Annotated in this window: 14 protein-coding genes and 2 pseudogenes; 5 read left to right on the top strand and 11 right to left on the bottom strand. The window is 52.3% G+C overall.

Features of this window, described 5'->3' with window-relative positions:
* Window positions 1-546 precede the first annotated feature (546 nt).
* On the bottom strand, window positions 547-3,324 hold the full coding sequence (locus tag E3U44_RS10965; protein WP_134358225.1) for a 3-keto-alpha-glucoside-1,2-lyase-like domain-containing protein: 2,778 nt from the start codon (window positions 3,322-3,324) through the stop codon (window positions 547-549).
* 479 nt (window positions 3,325-3,803) lie between these two features.
* Between E3U44_RS10965 and E3U44_RS10960 the strand changes: the two genes are divergently transcribed.
* Together E3U44_RS10960 and E3U44_RS20655 are read left to right on the top strand one after the other, a co-directional pair.
* The gene (locus E3U44_RS10960) at window positions 3,804-5,150 is read left to right on the top strand and encodes a hypothetical protein (protein WP_240761388.1); all 1,347 of its coding nucleotides are present in this window, start codon (window positions 3,804-3,806) and stop codon (window positions 5,148-5,150) included.
* 936 nt (window positions 5,151-6,086) lie between these two features.
* Window positions 6,087-6,205, top strand: a pseudogene (locus tag E3U44_RS20655) (IS982 family transposase); the annotation flags it as partial.
* 279 nt (window positions 6,206-6,484) lie between these two features.
* Here E3U44_RS20655 and E3U44_RS10955 read toward each other — a convergent pair.
* The 7 genes from E3U44_RS10955 to E3U44_RS10925 form a co-directional block, all read right to left on the bottom strand.
* Window positions 6,485-6,844, bottom strand: coding sequence for a hypothetical protein (locus E3U44_RS10955; protein ID WP_134358224.1), 360 nt, complete (start codon window positions 6,842-6,844; stop codon window positions 6,485-6,487).
* A 191-nt stretch (window positions 6,845-7,035) separates the two neighbouring features.
* A complete protein-coding gene (locus tag E3U44_RS10950; protein WP_134358223.1) occupies window positions 7,036-8,484 on the bottom strand; it encodes a TrkH family potassium uptake protein in 1,449 nt (482 codons plus the stop codon).
* Between the two features lie 380 nt (window positions 8,485-8,864).
* Entirely contained in the window at window positions 8,865-9,878 is a 1,014-nt protein-coding gene (locus tag E3U44_RS10945; protein ID WP_134358221.1) for a hypothetical protein, read from the bottom strand.
* A 134-nt stretch (window positions 9,879-10,012) separates the two neighbouring features.
* On the bottom strand, window positions 10,013-10,636 hold the full coding sequence (locus E3U44_RS10940; protein WP_134358219.1) for a hypothetical protein: 624 nt from the start codon (window positions 10,634-10,636) through the stop codon (window positions 10,013-10,015).
* The gene (locus E3U44_RS10935) at window positions 10,633-12,600 is read right to left on the bottom strand and encodes a M64 family metallopeptidase (protein ID WP_134358218.1); all 1,968 of its coding nucleotides are present in this window, start codon (window positions 12,598-12,600) and stop codon (window positions 10,633-10,635) included. Before E3U44_RS10935 ends, E3U44_RS10940 begins: the two co-directional genes overlap by 4 nt.
* Before the next feature lie 134 nt (window positions 12,601-12,734).
* Complete coding sequence (locus tag E3U44_RS10930; RefSeq protein WP_240761387.1) at window positions 12,735-13,145, bottom strand: hypothetical protein; 411 nt, start codon at window positions 13,143-13,145, stop codon at window positions 12,735-12,737.
* 44 nt (window positions 13,146-13,189) lie between these two features.
* Window positions 13,190-14,593: a hypothetical protein gene (locus E3U44_RS10925; protein ID WP_134358216.1), complete on the bottom strand. Its 1,404-nt coding sequence runs from the start codon at window positions 14,591-14,593 to the stop codon at window positions 13,190-13,192.
* A 763-nt stretch (window positions 14,594-15,356) separates the two neighbouring features.
* Here E3U44_RS10925 and E3U44_RS10920 point away from each other — a divergent pair.
* Both E3U44_RS10920 and E3U44_RS10915 read left to right on the top strand, forming a co-directional pair.
* Complete coding sequence (locus tag E3U44_RS10920) at window positions 15,357-16,109, top strand: DUF2382 domain-containing protein (protein ID WP_166805061.1); 753 nt, start codon at window positions 15,357-15,359, stop codon at window positions 16,107-16,109.
* 168 nt (window positions 16,110-16,277) lie between these two features.
* The gene (locus E3U44_RS10915; protein WP_240761386.1) at window positions 16,278-16,784 is read left to right on the top strand and encodes an NAD(P)-dependent oxidoreductase; all 507 of its coding nucleotides are present in this window, start codon (window positions 16,278-16,280) and stop codon (window positions 16,782-16,784) included.
* A gap of 77 nt (window positions 16,785-16,861) precedes the next feature.
* Here the strand turns inward: E3U44_RS10915 and E3U44_RS19320 are convergent, their stop codons facing one another.
* The 3 genes and pseudogenes from E3U44_RS19320 to E3U44_RS10905 all read right to left on the bottom strand — a co-directional run bounded on the left by E3U44_RS19320 (window position 16,862) and on the right by E3U44_RS10905 (window position 18,050).
* Window positions 16,862-17,059 carry a hypothetical protein gene (locus E3U44_RS19320; protein ID WP_166805060.1) on the bottom strand — a complete coding sequence of 66 codons (198 nt, stop codon included), beginning with the start codon at window positions 17,057-17,059 and terminating at the stop codon, window positions 16,862-16,864.
* Window positions 17,060-17,106: 47 nt separating this feature from the next.
* Window positions 17,107-17,334 (bottom strand): annotated as a pseudogene (locus tag E3U44_RS20650) (hypothetical protein); the annotation flags it as partial.
* Window positions 17,335-17,660: 326 nt separating this feature from the next.
* Complete coding sequence (locus tag E3U44_RS10905) at window positions 17,661-18,050, bottom strand: alpha-amylase family protein (protein ID WP_134358212.1); 390 nt, start codon at window positions 18,048-18,050, stop codon at window positions 17,661-17,663.
* Window positions 18,051-18,604: 554 nt separating this feature from the next.
* Here E3U44_RS10905 and E3U44_RS10900 point away from each other — a divergent pair.
* The gene (locus tag E3U44_RS10900) at window positions 18,605-19,933 is read left to right on the top strand and encodes an NAD(P)/FAD-dependent oxidoreductase (protein ID WP_134358210.1); all 1,329 of its coding nucleotides are present in this window, start codon (window positions 18,605-18,607) and stop codon (window positions 19,931-19,933) included.
* Window positions 19,934-20,195 lie beyond the last annotated feature (262 nt).

Raw genomic sequence — 20,195 nt, 5'->3', positions numbered from 1 at the left:
ACCGGCTCGCTCCAGGAATACTGCAAAACTTTTACTGAGATACTTATTGCTCGGTTCTCCCCTTAAGAGTTTTTATTTCCATATTTCCATGCGGCGGCAAATCACCCCGCCCTTAGTTCAGGGTTTAGCATTTCCACTTTAGTTTTCAAGAGGTTAAAACGGCCCGGGTTATGGAAAGCTTTTGGCTTAATTCATTGGCTCTTGAAATGTCGTCAGAGCATAAGGTAGTCCATCTGCACCCAGGTTCGGTATTTTATCTGCCTTCTGGCTTCTGGCATGCAACGCACGCAACGGCCCAGGAATCGATATTACTGAATACCGTCTTTCCACAAATAGCACGGGCAGACGTCTTTCTTCGATTAGGGAGCGTCTTGAATTCTCGGCCCGTGATCTTAGGGAAAGCTTATTAAAAGACGCGCTTGCAAAGCGGCTCAGGCGGGAATTTCTATTGACCGCCGCGGGGAGTGCGCGCCAGTACCCCTGGGATAGAACCTAGTTTTCTCTCTCACCTGCTTGAATGGGGAACTTGTATTCGATATCCAAAGTTTACCCAATTAATTTGATTCGGATATTTGCGAAGGCGACATTGCCGGTATGTGTCTGCAGGCCGATAAAGCCCGAATCGGGATCGACACTAGGCGGATTCCCCCGGACCGTATCGGTCGCGCTACGCCGGAACCGAGTTGCTTCCTGGCCATTGAGGCGGACAATATAGTCCTGGTTGTTTACCTCGATTTCGTAGCTGTGCCAGCGCTCCGCGGCGAGATTTTGATTGTTCTTGTAATCCTGCTGCCCCGGCTCCGTGCCTAGCGATTTAATTTTGTAAATGGCTCCGGTGCGGGCAAAGAACGAACCATCGGACTCGCCAAAACGTGTGTCGCCGCGCGCTTCTTCGTCAATCTGAATTTCAAACCCGGTGTGTACCGCGACAAGAGCAGGATTATTCGGCGGGTCGTTCGGATTAAGGGTCGGCTCAGGCAAACGTGGATCGCGGAAGCGGACAAAGACGCCTGAGTTGTCGTTGTTGTTGCCGCGGGGTTGCGGGAGCAAGAAATTAAGGCGCAGAATAAAATTCTCAAAGCGCTGCGGTGTGTAGAAGAGCAATCCAATGCCTCTCCCATCCTGTTGCGCGATTATGGTTCGGCCGAACCGGAGAAAGCCGCCGCCGCCGACCTTTTGCCAATTCACGAACTGCGCCTCGCTTCCGTCGAACAAATAGGTAAAATTTGGTTCCGGTATTGCCAGCGGCGGCTCCGGTATTAAGTGATCTCCAAGTCGGCGCGTAAGCGCAATGCCCGTGAGCATTGGGTTCGGCGAGCCGATTGTGGGAAAGAGTGCAGGCCCGGCGACATATGCATTGGTGATATGGTGAAAACGGCTGTTGGCGTCGGTCACTGATTTATTCGGGTCCTCACCCATCCGCAGTGTGCCTGCTTCATGATGAGTCGTGCCGAGGCCGTCGCGGCGCCCCAGACCACTTGCATCCGAGAATTTATATGGCAGAATTCTCGAAATCTGGCTAGGATCGACGTGCTCTGCAATTACTTGCCCATTTTTAATCACATCGATTTTTTGCCCGTTGGCGAAAACCTTCACGACGTCATCTGCAGCCTTGTCCATTGCGTTCCACAGTTCCTCATCGCGAGTGCTCGGCTGAAGATTGACAAACGCCCGACGCATTTGAAACTCGTCGTCCTGTTGCGGATCGAGATCAAGTGTGACTGAATTGCTGAAATCATTATCATTTTTCGGCTCCATCTCCCCAATGCCGCGAATGGTAATCACAACCTGCGTATCGGTCGCGTTCTTGTGTGCATCGAACGTGTCGATATCGGGAATCTTCTTAAAAAGCTCAGCCTCAGAGTTAGTCCCGCTCGCACTCAATCCCGATGCGGTAATCTGAAAATGAAAGTGCCCGACACCGTCTGGGGATCCGTCTGACTTTTCGAACTGGTGTTGGCCTTTGACGAACAGCGCCGACGTCTCAAGCGCTTTCGCCGTCTCCGGCAACGCCGTCAGCGCCGCACGCGGCACGCGGATGTCCACATTCGAGCGCAGATGCGCCATGAGATTCCTGCCGATCTTTCCGTCGCTGCCAAAAGAGAGTAGCGCGAGCCGTGTACTCTCAATTGTGCCGAGCGCGATGATCACTTTGGCATCCGGCGATACGGGCAGCGGCCCTCGTTCAGTGATAATCTCGTTCACACGCTGGCTGCCCATGTCGTTAATGGTGTTCAGCCGAATCACATGGCAGCGGGCCACGAACATCAGCCGCTTTTTCACGTCATCAAACCCGGATTGGTCGGCTGCCTCGCGCACTGCTTTCATGAGCAGCGGAACGGTGCTGAATTTGTTAAAGGGGAAGAATCCGGCATGGCCCGATTGTCCTTGCACGGCAAGTGGTGCTTCGAGTTTCGCCTCATTGCGGAGTTTCTGGATAGGGGGCGGACTGGGTAATTTGTCAATGCCGAGCATCTTAGCTAGATTATGAAGTTTCTGGATAGGGGGCGAGCTGGGTAATTTATCAATGCCGAGCACCTTAACTAAGTTGCGGAGTTTCTGGATAGAGGACGGACTAGGTAATGTGTTAGCTAGGTCGTCGAGTGCCGCAGGCGTGTCTCGATACTCAACCTCAGGATGGTCGGGCAGTGCTGCGAGATCTAATGCGTCGGTTATTCGGCCAGCGGCAAGGCCGTTGAAAAGCTGCTTTCGCATTGCGCGGTGCAGATCGCCGAAGATAAAGTCGTTCGTCTCGGTGACACCCATCTGATCGCTTGACTGGTGGAAGTAACCTTTGCGGCCGTCGGGTAGATTCTTCGGCGTCAAATCCTCCACCACCGCCTTCGGCCAGAGGTTTTTTGGTAGTTCCGAATCCAGCAGCCGCGGCGACCAGCCGCCCCAGAACACAGAGCGTCCGCCGACGCAGTAGGCCAGGCCGGGAAAGCCAATAGGATCATTTGAATTCCAGGCAAGCCTCCAGACTTCATTCTGCGGCAAATGATCTTTGCGCGGGCCGCCAGCGTTGAGACCGAGCACCGATAGATTCTGCACGTGCTCTGGCAGCAGGAATGATCCACCGTCGAGTACAAGGATGCGCTCACTGCGGTTTGTGCTGCGGAACCAGAGATGTTCGGCAAGGACTGCACCGAATGTGCCGCCGCCAATAATGATGAAGTCGAATGGCCGAAGATCGCCGCGTGGGGGTAGACCCGCAGCGGCCCGTGCATTTGGGTCAATGGTGACGAGCATTTCGTCAAACGTATTGCAAGTGTAACGCCCGAGCACGTCTCGAGTAAACGTAGTGGACTCAGTCGTGAGCGGCATGGCTATTTCCCCTGGTATTCATTTTTGGTAAGCACCTTTTAGGATATGTCAGATGGGCACCGCCAAGTACAATTTTGGTTCCCATCCCCGAACAAAATCCAAATGTTATGCGCCCGGGAAGAACGAAACGCTGGGCTGATCCGTGGACATGGCTATCCTGGAGTACATCTCCCGGTTCCTTGAGCGCTATGCCCAGCACGAAATAGACTGACACACCTGCATTTTAGTAAGACGCAGACCCTCTCTCTAAACAGAGCAAAAAATCACTGATATCACACCTATAGCCGAAGTCATTTAATTTTTCCAGGAAGAAAAACATCCGGGCCCAACAGCAACAGGCGGCCAAGGGGAGATAAACAAGTTCGTGGAAGCAGGCTAAAAATGCCTTGCTAAGCGCCTCGACACCGTGTAATTTTTATCAAAAGAAATGAACGATTTGCTTTGATTTTCTTATTCCTCATCTATCTATTTGAACATTCGTGTCTAACTATTATCCCTGTCCCATTCTCAACCCTAGAGTCGATATTGAGGGAGTAATTCCGAGCCCACGCCATCGGCTGAATCGCTTAGGAAATATTATTGTCATCCTGGTAGGGGCACTTGCCTTGAACCTGCAAATAGCGATATTTCCTGCTTTTGCCCAGCGTGACTCGAAGGCGAGTCAGAAACTTCAGGCAACTGAAATCTATAATGAACGCCTCTTGCTCATCCATCCGGAATCTCCGCGTGGGGTGACCGGAAAGACCTTTCAATATACAGGTCTTGGCACCCCCCTTGGGGGACGCCACTTTATCAGTGATGTTCTTACCCAGAGCACACCCTGGCAACTGTGGGACGGTTTACCCGCAGAACCCGTTGATGTGGCGGAACAAACGCCAGAAAACTACGATAGTGCCCACAACCACTATCAATCGCTGCTGGTGGAGTTGACGTCCGTTCTCCCTGGCGCCAACGCCGTGCCCATTTGGGGAGACTCTACCGCGGCTGTTTCCGGCGCCTCCGCGTGGGGTTCCTTCTTCTCCGCGCGTTCTTACTGCGATAACCCTGTGATCGAGACCACCTTGCCACAAGCAGTACAGGAATGCAGCAAAGACTTTGATGCCCAATTGACCGGTCTAGAAGTGGACGTCCTAAACGCCGGAAAACCTGGGGTGTATCCCAATATGGCCAAGCATGGTGTACAAATCGTCGGCTTTGGTAACCCCAACTCCCATGCCCTCTCCATTATTGCCCACGGTTTCGACCGACCGGAAGACCAACAAGACGGTCAATTCGAAGCGGTACTCTACGCGCAGAATGCCCTGGTTCCTCAATATGGACGGTTCATGGTTTCAGATCAAAGCCGGGCCATGATGGGAATCGACTACCGGAAGACGCTGTTCACGCAGGGGGCGGGCCTTTTTCGCTCTGAAGGGGCCGGAACCGGGTTGATTTTCAATGAGGGAAAGGGGGGGGAGATTTACGCGGGCAATCGGTGGCCTGGGCAGGAGACAGACGACTGGCTGACGCTTCGAGCCGGCGTCAGTGGCCTGCGGATTGTGAGCAACGACAACACCCGGGAGCTCCTCGTGGTGGACAGAAACGGGGAGGTGAGCGTCAAGGGAGCTCCCCTTAACGAGACCACCCTCCAGGTACTCGATTCTTCAACCAGAGAGCAAGTGCTGAGTCTTGTGCTCCTAGCACTTTTAGCCGGCGCTTGTGGCGTAATGGCGGGATTTCTTGCTGCCCGCCGCTTGATCCGCAAGGAGCTTTCCACCGCTAATCTTGGGGAAGCATCAACACCGGGGCTGAATCTTCCGAGCAGCTATCGAAGCAATCCAGGCTAGCTCTCCTTGCTGCCCATCATGATGCTTGCTTTACGCGGCTGATGAGAAATCGACTTTTCGGAAGAGTTGGCATTCTTGTGAGGCTGATTCGCAGATCCTGTTTGGGTTCAGCATACTCCATAGACTGGGTGAGTAAGCGTAGTGCTCGCTTCATGAGTGCTATCGTGATCCATTCTCCTGGACAACGGTGAGTGTGGTAATGATCGCCTGCACCCTAAGGAAAGATGTCGGACTGATAATGCTGAAACCGCTTTGAGGGAAAGGGATAGCCATCACGCCAAAGAGCGAGTGTACTATCTAGGTTCTTGTCCTGAGGAAACAGCGACATCGCGAGCGATTACTCTTGCGGCGACTTTTTATGGAACATAGAGAAACGCCTCCTTATTAAGCGCACCATTGCCGTCTCGATCAGCCGTCTCGAATAATGAATTCTCTAGCTCATGGGGCTCGGTAACACTATCCCTCCTCTTACTTTTTAGAGGAGTCTGCGGATAAGGGTGCAGATAACCCCCGCTTGCCGCATCTCTACCTCTCTACCTCTCTACCTCTCTACCCGTTGGCAGAATCCGGCATCCAAGCAGGCAAAAACAACAGCGCACGTCGTCTGAATTCCATCAAGAATGCAGGTGCAACCACCAATTCGCTCACAGTCTTGCGCTAACCCCCTAGCAGTTTGTCTAAATACCTCAGATGTGGTGCTTACACTTGTACCGGCTGGTGGTATCGGACTTTGGTCTTTCTTCTCACAAGCTGGAACAAGCAGTATGCATAATAAGAGTATTATTAATACAAATAATGTGTTCTTTGCTCGTTTCATGATAAATACTCCTTCTTAAGTTAAGGACCATCAGATGTTCTGGACTCCCATTTTTATGCATCGCTTGAGAAATTAAAGATAGTCGTTGATACCAACTTTTCAATAGGGTGGCGGACGTCTACTACCCTATTATGGCCTTAATCCCTTCAGTGTTGATTCCCCTGTGTGCTTATCTCCAGCAGCGTAAGGGCCAAGCCCAGGAGTAGCATTTATTGATGCCACTTCCATCGCCGTTTGCCAATGTCAGTTCGGCATAAGCTAGATGCCGATGGGGAGGGTTTGAGTGGAGTGAAAGCGAAGGTTAAGAGAGGGGTTTTTTTGTCCTGATAAGTGTAAGCGATCAGGGCAGCTCCGATTTATCGAGCAGCCCGATCTCGTAGCCTCTGGTGATCTCCTGGCACAACCGTTTTCTGGCAAAGTCTTTTTTTTGAATTTCTTGTAGGCATCATCATCTCTCCAGAATGGGGTTATGTTGAGGCCCTAGCCGGTACGGCGGTACCGGCTAGAACGGCTAAGATTAATGTACCTTCTCTATCCTTTCGGCATCCATAACTAACTCGTCAACAGGCAGCCCGGCGGCTTGTCGTTCGGCGATCATTTGATATATCGCGACCTCAGCCTCCTGTGGCGTCATCCCAAGCCGCTTGGCGATATTCTCTAGCCGGTAAACAGGTTTATTGTCGAAATATCCATCAGGCTTCTCGGGTATGAGGCCCACCGCTTTGGCTTTAGCCATCATGGAATCTTGCAATTCTTGGGGGGCTAACTCCATGACTCTCCACATGGCCCACATCGCTTCGGGATGGTCGTCTCCTAATTTTTCAACGAGTGTTAAATGCTCATCCATGGCTTTGCGAAATTTAGATTCATTATTCATATGCGTTTGAGTTCATTATCTGTTGGACTGTTTTTTGTGTGATACAAGCTTTCCTGTTTTACTCTTATAAATGGAAATGAGCTTGAATGAGCTTCATAGTCTATGTGTACATAGTACACCAGGTCAAACACGCTTTTATCTAAAAATAGGAGATTTTAGTGCGGCAAAATGCGAAGGTCTTCCAACAGCTTTTAACTACGCCAGAATATTCGAGAAAATAGCACCAGGACCGTAAATAACTCCAACCGACCAGCCAACATGGCGAAACTGAGCAACCATTTGGCCCCATCGCTCACCCCGATAAAATTCGTGGCCACCTCCCCGAGGCCGGGACCCAAGTTATTCAAGCAAGTGGCCACGGCGCCAAAGGCGGTGACCTGGTCCATACCATAGGCCATAAGCACCATCATGAGAATGGCAAAGAGCAGGATATAAAGGGAGAAAAACCCCCATACGGCACTGGTGACCTCCTCGGCAACAGGTCGGCCGTCTATTTTAAGCGTGCGTACGATCTGGGGGTGAACCAGCCGATAAATCTCCCGTCGGCCTTGCTTGACTAATAGCAAAAAACGGATCACCTTCATGCCTCCTGCGGTCGATCCCGCACAGCCCCCCATGAAACTGGAGAAAATCAGCAACACGGGCAGGAACAAGGGCCACAGGGAAAAATCGGCGGTCCCATAGCCGGTGCTTGTAATCACCGAGATGGTTTGAAAAGCGGCATAGCGCAGGGCCGTGAGAGGGTGCGTATATGTCCCGGAGAGGAATAAGGTAGCAGCAATCAGGGCAATCAATATCGCCACAACCTTTAGGAAAATGCGGATTTCGTCTTGGCGCCAATAGAGATCAATGCGTCCCTTGTGCAAAGCCAAGTAGTGAATCCCGAAATTAATGGCGCCAAGCAACATGAAAAGACAGGCAATAGCTTCGATCAAGGCACTGTCAAAATACGCTAGGCTGTCATCATGGGTGGAAAATCCACCGGTAGAGACGGTGGTCAGGCTATGAGCCACGGCATCAAACCAGGACATACCCGCGAGCCAATAAGCTGTGGCACAAGTTATCGTCAGCCCCCCATAAATAAACCACAAGGCCCGGGCGGTTTGGGCAATACGGGGGGTCAGTTTTTCTCCTTTAATGGGTCCCGGAGTTTCCGCCCGATATAACTGCATCCCACCAATACCGAGCATGGGCAAAATAGCCACGGCGGTGACAATGACCCCGATGCCGCCTAGCCATTGCAGTTCCTGGCGCCAAAATAGAATCGAAGGAGGTAACTGGTCCAAGCCCACTATCACCGTTGCACCCGTCGTCGTGAAGGCGGAGATGGCCTCAAACACGGCATCGGAAAAATCGAGTTGGGGCATAAAAAGAAAAGGCACCGCGCTGATGAAGCCCAAGATAAACCAAAAAAGGGTCACTATAGTAAAGCCATCCCTTCGGTGAAGATCGAGTTCTCTACGGCGCAGGGGCCACCACATCACCCACCCGAGTAACAAAGCCTCCATCCAGATTATCAGCCAATAGGGCCATTCACCGTCTTGATATCCCACCGAGATGAGCAAAGGCGGGATAATCGCCACGCTATAGACGAGCAGAAGAACGCCCAGGGTGCGGATCACCACAACTAAATGGAGCATCAATACGTCTCTTTAGAGGAAGGCATACGGCGGCGCTGTGACAAAGATAGAAAAAGGTCCATTCATCAGCACCGCGGTCAACCCTCAGTGTTAAAGCGGTTAATTATAAAGCGGCGCTACCCCCTTCTCGCTAAAGACATTGCCCCTTGTGGATTGTCCACCTTATCTGGAAGCTCTGGCATATAGAACATAGACGGTTTCTTTGTGCCGCCTGGATATTCGCGGATGGGCTTTTTGAGCCCTAGGCCGTTGCGCTATTCTCCCATTATAGCGTGTGGTGTAAAGGTCAATTTTATGGCTTAGCCGTGACCCCCCTCCGGGCTTTTGTGGAGTTTCGCCTAGAAAGAGGAGTCTGATCCAAATGAGTTTTGTTCCAAGGCCTATAAGAGTTTATTCATTATTTTAATGAGTGGGTTTACCAGCATTTTGATGAACTCACTTAATAATGGAAGCAGAATTAAGGTGAGGTTATTGATAAAAAAGTAACGCCAGGTTTTCGCATTGACGGGCCAGGTGGGCATATGTTCGATTTCCCCATAGCGTTTCGTCATAAAGGACAACCGATCTTTAAGAAGTTCACGTTGAGCAGGGTCTTGAGACTCGATTAAAGTGGTTTCCACATCATTGATTTCCTGCCCCAGAACATCCGCTTCCCTCAAAAGCTGCATCTTCTGCTTTTGCATCTCCCGGTGGAAAAACCACACAGGCACCAAAAAAGCAATCACTTCAAAAGTGATCGCGACGGGTAATAGCCCAAGGTAGATGTTTCTCCAGGCCTCATATCTCGGCCACAAGGGCATCATCAACCACCAAAGGAATAAATACAGCACAGGCAAGGCCAAGAGCATCGCTTGGAAGAAGTAAAAATCGCCCACGGGCTTAAGCCCTACCGCTCCATCGGGGTAACCGGGCTTGATTTGGATCCGAATTCCCTGCCTTTTTAGCCAATGACCGAGTCGGCCGTAAGAAGCCATGATTCCGAGATGGCGGCCGACAATATAACCCCCAATGGCTTCAAAGAGGGTTAAGGGGATCTGGGCGGCAGGATAGGGCAACCCATTTTTGATAATAAAGCTTATCAAAACAGCGCTACCCACTAGACCTCCTGAGGCGGTCGCCCAGATGGCAGCACGTTCCTTGAGTTCTTTTCTTAAATGATCTTCCTGCGCAGAATCTAATGAAATCACTTTACGATTGAACAAACGCGTGAGCGTGTGATTTATTTTCCTGGGAATGAACTTGACTAACCAGAGACCAAGGAGCGCGGTCAATATGCCGGACAGCAGTAACCAATCCCAATCCTCCACGCGGAAATAGAAATGGAAAAAAACCACAATGGCAAATGCCAAAGAGAAAAAGATGAGCTCGTAAGCTTGATACTGCTGTTCGGTCAATGGTCCGTGTTCTCTTTCAACCTTCTAATACGGTTTGCGTGACCTGTTTCAGCAGATGGCGCCTGCGTTATCCAGGCCCACAGGGCCTGTCCACCTGATCTCAAAGGTAGCCCGTGGCATCCACTACTTGCGAATTATTGTGGTTTTTCCGGATCAGGTCTATGGCAATCTGGGTCTTCACGATGTTGGGCGCAGAACGCCGCGATGGCCTGGGATAGGTCTATCGAGGCCATACGTTCTTCCTTTCTGACCAGGCGCATCGTACTCATATTGCGTTTGAACGGCACGATGACCACCGTTTCGGCCGCTTCCGCCACATCTACAAAATCTCTGTTTTCTTCGTCACTCCAGACAAATGTCCAACGCGGGTCCCAGAGCAGTGCGGTGAAGATCACTGTGCCTTGGGGATTTAATAATTGCGCCATGAACATAGGGGGATTGCCGAGGCTGTTGGGCGGTGCACCGTAATAGATTCTGGGATTCTTTAATACCACAGTATTGTGCTTGTCGACGCGCATGTCGACGGCAAGTACCTTTGTAAACTTTGCCGGAGACGGCAGCGCAGCAGTTTCTGGCGCGGTGGTCAGTGTGCCCCCATCAATGCGTTGGACAACAGCCGTCTCTTCTCGATGTTGCGCCATCGTAGGATTTTGCTCGCCTTTGGGGACCTCATTGCAGCCTGCGAGCAGCAGTAACATAGTCCAGAGGCCTTTCCGCGATAGGCTATTCATGATTTTTTCACCCAGCATCTTACTCAAGGCAGGGCATCGATGATGGCCTGAATACGGCGATCATCGGCGGCGCGCGGTACCTTATTATCTATCATCCGATCGTTTTCCACCTCTACCTCTCTACTGGCCGGGGCATGATCGACACGGAAAAACTGATTCCCGCTGCTAATGCGTGAAGACACAAATCCTAGACAGGAATCGCGCAGCCCAGCTAACGGATCGGCTTGGCACGCGGTTAGCGCCGCGGTACTGCCGGGAGGTTCCGGTCCAAACAGGTTGGGATTAACGCTCGTCTGAAAATACCCCCCGTCGCAGCAATACTCATCGGCCAACCCGAAGGGGCTGTGCCCGGTTTCATGGCGCACGGTCTCAGTCGACCCGGGCTCGCTGCTGAATATTCCCCCCGTGGCGCAGTCCCGAAGATCATCCGTATGGAGCAGCACCCCACTATCGGCAAACGGGTAGTCCGTGGTCCAGTTTGCTGGCGGCGTATAACAGGGTGATCCGGTGGTAAAGCCGTGAGCATCTCCCCTATCCTGCGCGATCCAGAAATTGAACCGGTCTTGATTGCGTAGGAACAGCTCATCGGACAAAAATGCAGTCCAAATCACACCGTAGACGTCATTGCGAAAACTGAGATCATTGGCGCTCGCATAGTTATCGCTATCCGGTATGAACACAAAGTCCATTGCCCGATCGGTGGTCTGGTGCTGTAGTACGGCCACCGCGCGGCCACGTGCTGGCGTTCCAATGGTTGAGCCGCGGCTGCCCGTAGTGGTGGCTACACCCCGTTCCTCGGCTAAACAGCTGTAGTTGAAGGTACCGCTCGTCGTTGCATTGAGATGGACCTCACAGGTCGAGGCGTTCTCACAGGTGTGCACTGTCCCAGCCCCCGTTGCTGGCTGGCGCAACGCAATCCGATCGGCGACAATGGGGCGCATATTCGCATCCAGGGCCTCGGCGCTGAAGGTTACCGTGTCGCCCGGCTGGGGCCAGATTGGCGAATGTAGACAGCGCACGTAAACTCGAGGTGAATCGTAAACTTGGATCCGTAGCTGCATACGTGCACGGTCGCTTTGATTACCGCTGACATCGATTCGCGAATTGACGTCCAGGAGGCCCCCACAGCGTCCGGTGGCCTCGCCGCTGATCACGCAGCTTGCGGGGTTTAAGTCCAGCTCCAATACCCGCCCCGCTCCGGGCTGGATGTCCACTGTGTCATCCGGATTGAGAAAGCCGTCGGAATCCATAATTCGGACGCTGAGCGGAAGCGTTGCCCGATTGAGGTTCACCCAGCGGGTGAACCGCCAGTACGCCGCATCGTCATCTTGATTGCCGAACTGCGTACTCTCGTTGCGCCCTTCATTAGATTGCTCCATGCCATCTATGCCGATGCGCCCGTAGTAATCAGCAGCCGAGCCACACCACCAAAGAAAATCATCCACGCACTCGAGGGTCGTTAAGCGCTCGCCGATGACCTCCACCTCCCCTAGCCGTACCGGAGTTACCTCGATGCGAAAATGAATACGGGCCCGGTCATCGCTAGTGCCACTCGATACCAGCGTCGCTCCGCAGGTCCCCGAGACGCCGCCTGTGATCGCGCAGCTGTCCAGGTTCAAGTTCACATCAAGGTTACGTCCACTCCCCGAGGTGATATCCACGTGGTCGTCGCCAAAACGCAGCCCACCATCCGAATCCCAGATCTCAAGGCGTATGGGAATACGGCGCGACGAAACGGTGTGCCGGAAGCTCCAATTCGGTGAGATATCCGCATCATCGCCAATGGAGTTGCTCTGAAAGGAGGTGCCGTCGAGGGTCACTTTGGCATAAAAGTCACCCGCCGATCCGCACCACCACAGTGTTTCATCGACGCACTCGAGCTGTTCAACTCGCTCAATGATCACAGTGACCTCATCTTCCGTAAGGCCCTGCGGAATGGCGATCAGGAAAGATAGAATGAATATACCGGCGCCCGCAGTATATCTCAACACTGATCTGTACTCCCGACCGGAACATTGGACCTTTTCCATTTTGTGGAAAAGTGAATGCACAACATAGTGGATTCTATGATTAAAACTGTCGGGTTATAGGAGGGACGGGAGAAGGATTACCTCCCTTTCGACCGCTATTCATTAATTTGGACCTTGATCCATTTAGCAACCTCTTTATCCTCCCCCGGGTCCGTTTGTATTTCGGCTCTCAAACCAACCTCAAGATCGCTCAGAGAGCCCTTTAAATTTCTCGTCTTACGCTGAGGCTGATCTAACCAGATAGGGGTGTCTTCCATCACTTTATAGCGATGAGTTTCAGAATCTATGCGAATAGTCACCATCTTAGCCTCTCTATCGATAGCAACAATATTGCCGATAGCCACCTTCTTACTCTCCAGCCCCGGAGAGTAGTCAAAAGGAATAAACTTTTCATATCTTTCTATAAATTCTTCACCCCTGTCAGAATTAGCGCCATCGGCGCCTGAGATAAAAAGCATCAAAAACAGGATCGTTCCTAAACCAGGTTGCTTTTTAAACATCACCATCGCTGCTCCATTGTTACTCCTGGTGGGAAGAGACTGGCGAATCACTAGGATCGAATGAGATCGCTGCGCGCATTATTCAACTGAGCAATTGCTTCGGTCGTAAGATGCATTAATGCAGCGTTTTTTCTGACTTTTTCAATGAAAGTAAAGGCTGTGCTTAAAGCCGTTCTTGCTTGGGGATGTAAATCGCCCTCTTCCAATACTTTCATGGCATCTGAAATTTGAAAATTGGCTATCCTCAGCTGTTCATCCTTATCACCAAAGAGAGCGAAACGCTTGCCCATCGCACCTTCAATCAATTCTATACTCCACCGAATATTTTCCAGAGCATTTATAACCCGGAGAAAAGCAGCGACGGCAACGACCTGTTCTGGATTTAATTGGATACCAATGCCATTAGGATCTAAGCCTGCCAATGTCTGACCCGAGGGGGAATTATTGAAAGCTTCACTGTTATAAAAAGCCACCGCCCCTTCCAAGGTATCAATCGCATGGTTATGGAAAAAGGGCGCTGTATCAGCTGCCTCGACAAGAGGGATAGAGTTGAAGGTCCCATCCCCGGGCGTGCCGAAACCATCATCTGGGGGAATCTGCTTGCCCCCCGGGTGAGGTAGATTTTCAACGCCGGTATTGAAATTTGCATTCCCCGCATCTTGGCCTCCCAGGCGGGCATTCGCTCCGGCATTGCGATGACAGATGTTGCATTTTCCAAGGGTGTCGTCAAGAAATACCTCTTGTCCCTGCTTGGCCCTGTCTCCCTTCAAAGGAAGAGGGAGTTGCAGATCTTCCTGCCGGCCCAAAGCCAATTGAAAAGCTTCCAAGGCTACGAGTTCATCTTCCGTAGGTAACCGAAAGTCAACGCCCGGATCTCTATCCAAAGTCTTAGGAAAATGCTGGATGACCGCGCCAAGTGCAAATAATTTTAGGGTTCCCTCCCGCGCTGAACCGTCTCCCGACCAACCCAAGCGCGGGCCTTGAGGACTTTCTACCGAAGTACGCAAAGCCAGAGTCGGAAGTACACCCCGCAGCACGAAGACATTTTCCAAATCTTCAAAACCATCCAGATTTTCAACAACCAACCCAAATTGGCGCATCAAGGCCGGCTTTTCAAAATTCTCATTCAGATCGGGGTTAAACTCGGCGACAAACAAGGGATCCTTGTCCGGCAAGGTGGCAATGAACTGAGGGGGATCCATAGTGAAGTTCGCTTCTGCTCGGTGGCAGGTACTACAAGTTCGGCCATTGCCGTTAAATGTCTCTTTAAAAAAAAGATCCCGGCCCTTGACTATAAGTTTCTGCTCAGGGGTAGGTGACGGAGGAGAAGGAAAATCAGGAGGAGGAGAGCCGGGACAAGCAGTCAACATCACAAGAGTGATAAGGAGACCTCCTCCTCGCATCCAAATGAAGGTGCCTACAGAATTGGATCCCAAAAAATCAATTCGCTTCATTACGGCTTCTCCCCTCTTTGTTCTTATCCTCTGGGCTATTCTTTGTTCCCCCATTAACCAGTGACAAGTATAGAAAATAATAGGAACCCCGTCTGTGAGAATAGCTGTTGCACGTACCAAGCCCTCTTTTTTCTCGGGCCTTGAAGAAAGCAGCGCCCTTAAAATAACGTCAGTTCTGGATAACTACATGGGTTTATCCAAGAGCATAAGTTGCTAGTTAGTCAGGCTAAGTGAGGGTTTGAGAGGCTGATGGGTATAGACTATCAGCCTAGCCTGAATTTTTTACCACTAAGACACAAAGGACACGAAGATGAGAGAATCTCAGTCAGTTGGGAGAAATTGATGGAGTTGCGTATAAGTACCTATGCATAAAATATGAGGTGTTTTAGGAGCGAGCTGGTGGTGTTCCGCAAACCCGTTTTTCCTCCCTAAAAAAAGGGCTTGCGGGGACTTCCCTCTCCCCCGGCTCCACGCCACCGGCTCGCTCCGGAAATACTTCAAAAATTTTACTGAGATACTTAGAATTAAGCATAGGCGGTTTATCCATCCTCGACCATCCCCATTGGCCCCTCATCATCCTTTACCGCGTGTTTTCAAGCCCTTCCCGGAGGGGGTTAAATTTTATTTTGCCTTTTAGGGAATCACCCTGATAGTAATCGCTGCAAAAGACATCTTAAATTATCTTCTAAGGGGGAAGGATCTATCCCCGATGATTTCTGAAATCGATTTTTTCTATTTACCACAATCAAGAAGGAGGTGCACCATGGCACCGCATACCGCCACGGAAGTGGATATTCATCAACTTTTCAATACCAAGGTCTACGATCGCAACGGTGAGGAATTTGCCAAAGTCGCCAACGTCTGGGTGGATGATAATGCGCACCCGTACTTCTTGGGCATCCAAACGCACGGCAGCGCCAACCACGTCATTCCTGCCCAAGGCGCTGAGCTGAGTTCGCGGGGCAACAAGGTCCGGCTGGCCTACGACAAGGCCACGGTGGAGGCCTCGCCGACCTGCGATCCCCGGGAGGATCTGCGCGATGAGGACGAGCGCAAGATCTACACCTTCTTCCAGGACAAGGGTCCGGATTTGACCGCTTCCTATACTGCCAGGGAGCAGTCCGACGTCGGCCGGGCCGAGGAGAAGAGCATTCCCCGTGAGGAGAAGAGCATTCCCCTTAAGGAGGAGGAGATGGTGGTAGGCAAGCGCGATGTGGAAGAAGGCAGTGTACGCCTGAGGAAGGTGGTGCGCAGCAAGACCGAAGAGCAGCCCGTCGAATTGCGCAGTGAAGAACTTGTGGTCGAGCGCGAGCCGGGTTCGGGCGAAAAGGTCTCTCCGGAAACGCTGGGCGAGGAGGAATACTATATTCCCTTGTACCATGAGGAGGCCGTGGTCCAGAAGCAGGCCCGCGAGAAGGAGCGGGTTCATGTGGGCAAGCGGGAGACCACCGAGCGTGAGGTGGTTTCAGAGAAGCTGCGTGAAGAGGAGCTCAAGGGCCCCGAGCGCCAGTCGTAGTCAGTCACGCAGGCCCGTCCGGGATCCTTTTTCCAAGGACCGGGGAAGACTTCCGGACGGGCTGCTTCCCATACCGTGTGGAATAGGGGGTTGGGTAGTCAAATCTTCTTGAGGGGGGTAAGCCCTAGGGAACAGCCGTCGGCTAAGAACGGGCAAGAAGTCATGCCAATGAAACTCTGCATCTTTGAGGTAGAAGACTGGGAACGCGACACATTCGAGGCGCTCGCCGCGGAGCACGATCTAAAGTTTACTGACCAGCCGCTGACGGCCAAGAACGCGAGCCAGTATGCCGAGGCTGAAGGCATCTCGATTTTCATCTACTCAAAAATTGATCAGGCCGTGCTCATCAACACCGCCCGTGGGGAAGTGGTCGATGTTCGAGCGCTTGTTCACGCCCTCGCCGACGGCAAGATTGCCGCAGCCGGTCTGGACGTATTACCCAACGAGCCCGTAGTCCGCGAGGAAGCAGAGCTACTTCGTGCTGTATATGAGCAGCATCATGACTTATCGACTTTGCTGGCAGATGAGGTTCTCGTGCATATGAGAAACGTAGTGGTCACGCCCCATAGTGCTTTTAACACGCGAGAGGCCGTGCAGCGGATCCTCGATACGACCGTCGAAAACCTTCGCACCTTCGCACAGGGCGAGCCGACCAACGCAGTCGCCCGCCAATAAGCAAGGCTTTGAATGGGTGAACCATCAGCAAAGAAACACGCTTTTTACTTCCGGTAAGCAGGATTTTACGTCACTCTTTATCTATTCCCTTCCATACTTAAGCGCCGTTGAAGAAACGCCAGCACCACCGCTTCCCCTTTGTCCAATTGGCCAAATTCCACCGGCAAGTCTGCCTCTGCGCTTTCCTTAAGCTCTCCCGCCAGTGTCCCCTCCAGATAGGCATTGACCACCTCGGGATGAACATAGCACTTACGGCAAACCTCACTTCCCGCCATCGGGGATGGTACCTGTACTGTTTGCGCCCACGAGCATCGCGTCCTGTAGCTTGGATGTGGCCGTGGGGGTCAGGGCATATCCAGACATCCGTCCATGCCGGCGGGACCGCCAGCGACTTGATCCGCCGCAGCTGATCTTTATCGCGGATAAGACGGCCTATAGCATCCCGATAACTAAAGCCGCAGCCGGCGTGATGACGCGTGATACCGGGTTTATCATCGTGAACGTATCGTAGCCCGGCCTCTTCGGCTGCCAGTACCGAATCTGTGGCCATCGTGCTTGCTTCATTTGCTCTCACCTGACTTTCCTCGGGAACGGGAACATCATTGCCATCCTCGCCGCAATCAGTATCGACATGACGCACATAGGGGCAGTCTGTTGAGATCAAAATCTCTTATCACCTCCCAAAGTTCGATTTCCACATCACCGTGTTCAACTCCGCGTCCTTCTTCATAGGCAACAGGGACGCTCAGGCTAATTGGCCACTGAGGCGTAAAATACCATTCAAGCGCCGGCTCCAGGGCAAGTAAATGCTGGTGATTGTCCGTTGATTGCTTTGCGCTCTTAGTGCCTTTGTGGTGATCTCATGAATTATCCAGGCTAGCGGTGCTGCACCCGTGGCCTTTGGGTCAGCCGCGCGCTCAGGTCAAGGAGCGGTTCGTTTTCCGCCACGAGAAATATCCCGCGGTCTCCCGCCGCCACCCGGGCTTCCCGGGCGGCAGCCGAGAGGATAGGCTCGGGCGAGGCATCGAAAAGTTGCTGCGTGGCATCAAAGCGCAAACCATCCAGGTGAAACTCCGCTAGCCAATAGCGGACATTGGCCAGAACGAAGGCTCTCACCGGAGCGGCGTTTTCTTCATCAAAGTTTAACGACTCGCCCCACTCGCTGTGGTATTGATGGGAGAAGTAATCGGCAGAGAATGCCTTGAGGTTATTCCCCTCAGGCCCCAAATGGTTGTAGACCACATCCAGGATGACGCCTAACCCCACCGCGTGCGCCCGATCGATAAAATAAGTGTTCTTTCATCCTCAAATCCATTGGCTTTTTCCGTTGGGGGAACCCCCTAAGGGGGGCCCTCCTTGGCCAGTTCTCCTCAATAGCAGCGTATCTTCCCTCACTTAAGCCTGCCATCCGGATAAACCCGTAGCGGGGACTTTCTGTCACACGCTCTGAGGACACAGTCTTGGCGGCCCAGGCGCCAGCTTAAACGTCCACGTCGACCCTTCGTGCAGGCGATAATGCCATACGCAGAACTTCCTCATCGTGGCGGAAATCGCTGGCGGGTTGGCCGGTATTCCAGGTTATTGCCTCACCCGCCGGGGCAGGAGCGAGCGCCTGCTGTCCTCTTCAGCACCTGCGCCAGGGACTTCATCCTCGGGTGAGGAAGGCCCCCACTCTTGAAATTCCTCCGCTCCCTTAAGAAAGCACAGTATTTTGCGCAAGGCCAGGGATTCAATATTCTCAGATCGCGGCGCGCTTATGTTCTAAGGTGAATAAGAGAATACTACCAAGGTCAAGCGCACTGACAAAGGTCTGATACACCATGGCAACCGCAAAAGCAGGAGGAACTCCACATCACCATAAAATGGTCATCGTGGGTGGGGGGACCGGAGGCCTGCAACTCGCCACCCGCCTCGGCCGAAAGCTCGGCAAAAAAGGACAGGTGGAGATTACGCTGATAGAAGCCAGCCCTACCCACATCTGGAAACCCTTGCTCCATGAAGTGGCTGCGGGAACCCTTGATTCCTACGAAGATGAAATCGAATACCTGGCGCAGGCGGCTTGGAGCCACTTCCGCTATCGCCTCGGGCGGATGGAGGCTCTCGATCGCCAGCAACGAGAAATCTCTGTCGCGCCGACTTATAATGAAAAAGGGGAAGAGATTATCCCCCGACGCCATTTTCATTATGATACCTTGGTGATGGCGGTGGGTAGCGTCAGCAATGATTTTGGGATTCCCGGCGTCCGAAGCCATTGCTTCTTTTTGGATACGACCCAGCAGGCCGCCGACTTTCAGCGCCAACTCATCGAATCTTACGTACGTGCCCATGCCCGGGGCAAACCCCTCGCACGTGGAGAGCTCAATGTCGCCATTGTCGGGGGTGGCGCTACAGGAGTTGAGCTGGCCGCCCAGTTACATACCGTCTCTCGTCTATTTACCGCTTATGGCCTCGAGGTCAAACCTGCCGATATCAAGCTCAGCATTATCGAAGCTGCGCCCCGTCTCCTGTCTGGATTGCCCTCCCGGATAGCGGAGCCTACCGAAAGACAGCTTCGTCAATTGGGCATAGAAATCCTCGCCAATGAGCGGGTCATTGAAGTTACGGAAAAAGGGATTCATACCCACAGTGGGCGTTTTATTCCGGCACGAATCAAAGTCTGGGCAGCCGGGGTCAAAGCGCCTGACTTCTTAAAAGCGCTAGCTGGCTTGGAAACCAATCCCCGTCATCAATTGGTGGTAAGACCGACGTTGCAAACCAGCCGTGATGACCACATTTTTGCTCTCGGTGATTGTGCCGCCTGCCCCTGGATAGGCCATGAAGGAACCGTGCCCCCTCGCGCCCAAGCCGCCCAGCAGCAAGCGCGCTTCTTGTATCAAAATATCCGCAACCAGCTAGCAGGAAAACCGCTTCGGGACTATCACTATCGTGACTATGGCTCACTCGTGTCCTTGGGAAGATATAGTACGGTGGGGAATTTGATGGGCACGATAACCGGCAGCTTCCTGATAGAAGGGTGGATTGCCCGACTGGTGTATTTATCCCTTTATAAGAGACACCAGATAGTCTTGTTTGGCCCCTTTCGCACGGCCATGCTGACCCTTTCCCATCTGTTCCACCGCAGCGTCCATCCCCAAGTCAAACTCCATTGAAGAAGGCAAGAGGCCTGCGAGAGCGAGAGCCGGTTAGAAAGCACCCTCATGACACTTTAGTCGTCAATAGCAGCCCGCGTAGTTCCTGAACGCTCAAATTCAAAATACTCTTTAATTGAGGAATGATCTAATTAGCTTGGACATGGAAAAGAATACCTTTGTGAGCTATCTTCCAAATAATAAAAATGGATCCTTTATTTCTCTAGTTTCCCCAGATAGTTTCCAGAAGAAGGTGCCTCCCCTACTTAAATAGAGAGAGTTT

Source organism: Nitrosococcus wardiae (assembly GCF_004421105.1).
Lineage (GTDB): Bacteria > Pseudomonadota > Gammaproteobacteria > Nitrosococcales > Nitrosococcaceae > Nitrosococcus > Nitrosococcus wardiae.
The sequence above is the reverse complement of the archived record's forward strand: the minus strand, read 5'-3'. Positions and strand labels throughout refer to the sequence as shown.

Coding starts and splice junctions, on each gene's coding strand:
- E3U44_RS10965 (WP_134358225.1), bottom strand. CDS start 3,324: ATGCCGCTCACGACTGAGTCCACTACGTTTACTCGAGACGTGCTCGGG.
- E3U44_RS10955 (WP_134358224.1), bottom strand. CDS start 6,844: ATGAATAATGAATCTAAATTTCGCAAAGCCATGGATGAGCATTTAACA.
- E3U44_RS10950 (WP_134358223.1), bottom strand. CDS start 8,484: ATGCTCCATTTAGTTGTGGTGATCCGCACCCTGGGCGTTCTTCTGCTC.
- E3U44_RS10930 (WP_240761387.1), bottom strand. CDS start 13,145: ATGGTGATGTTTAAAAAGCAACCTGGTTTAGGAACGATCCTGTTTTTG.
- E3U44_RS10925 (WP_134358216.1), bottom strand. CDS start 14,593: ATGAAGCGAATTGATTTTTTGGGATCCAATTCTGTAGGCACCTTCATT.
- E3U44_RS10920 (WP_166805061.1), top strand. CDS start 15,357: ATGGCACCGCATACCGCCACGGAAGTGGATATTCATCAACTTTTCAAT.
- E3U44_RS10915 (WP_240761386.1), top strand. CDS start 16,278: ATGAAACTCTGCATCTTTGAGGTAGAAGACTGGGAACGCGACACATTC.
- E3U44_RS19320 (WP_166805060.1), bottom strand. CDS start 17,059: ATGGCGGGAAGTGAGGTTTGCCGTAAGTGCTATGTTCATCCCGAGGTG.
- E3U44_RS10900 (WP_134358210.1), top strand. CDS start 18,605: ATGGCAACCGCAAAAGCAGGAGGAACTCCACATCACCATAAAATGGTC.